The organism is Roseibium sp. SCP14, from assembly GCF_040329475.1.
In the GTDB taxonomy this organism is placed as follows: Bacteria; Pseudomonadota; Alphaproteobacteria; order Rhizobiales; family Stappiaceae; genus Roseibium.
Window position 1 is genome coordinate 1 of sequence record NZ_JBDZYH010000051.1, and the last position, 228, is coordinate 228.

Genomic DNA, 228 nt, shown 5'->3' on the forward strand with positions numbered 1-228 from the left:
CAGAAGCTCGAATGTGTAGCTGCCCTCGTCGTCGTCGTTCAACGTGATCCGGAAAACATCGCCCGCCGTAGTCGACCCCGTCAGAACCGGGTTGCCATTGGCATCCACAGACGCGGACACGGTCACTTCAAGACCGTTGGATGTCAGGACGTCATCATTCCCCGTCAGCACCGTTCCGGTGGAGTTCACGCCGGAGAACGCAAGGCTACGATTGGACCCTGCAACCGT

Annotated in this window: 1 protein-coding gene; it reads right to left on the minus strand. The window is 59.2% G+C overall.

Translation table 11 applies throughout. The features are described 5' to 3' along the window. Window positions 1–228, minus strand: a 228-nt coding sequence (locus tag ABLQ08_RS32770) for a hypothetical protein (protein WP_352950933.1), incomplete at both ends; no start/stop codon positions are given.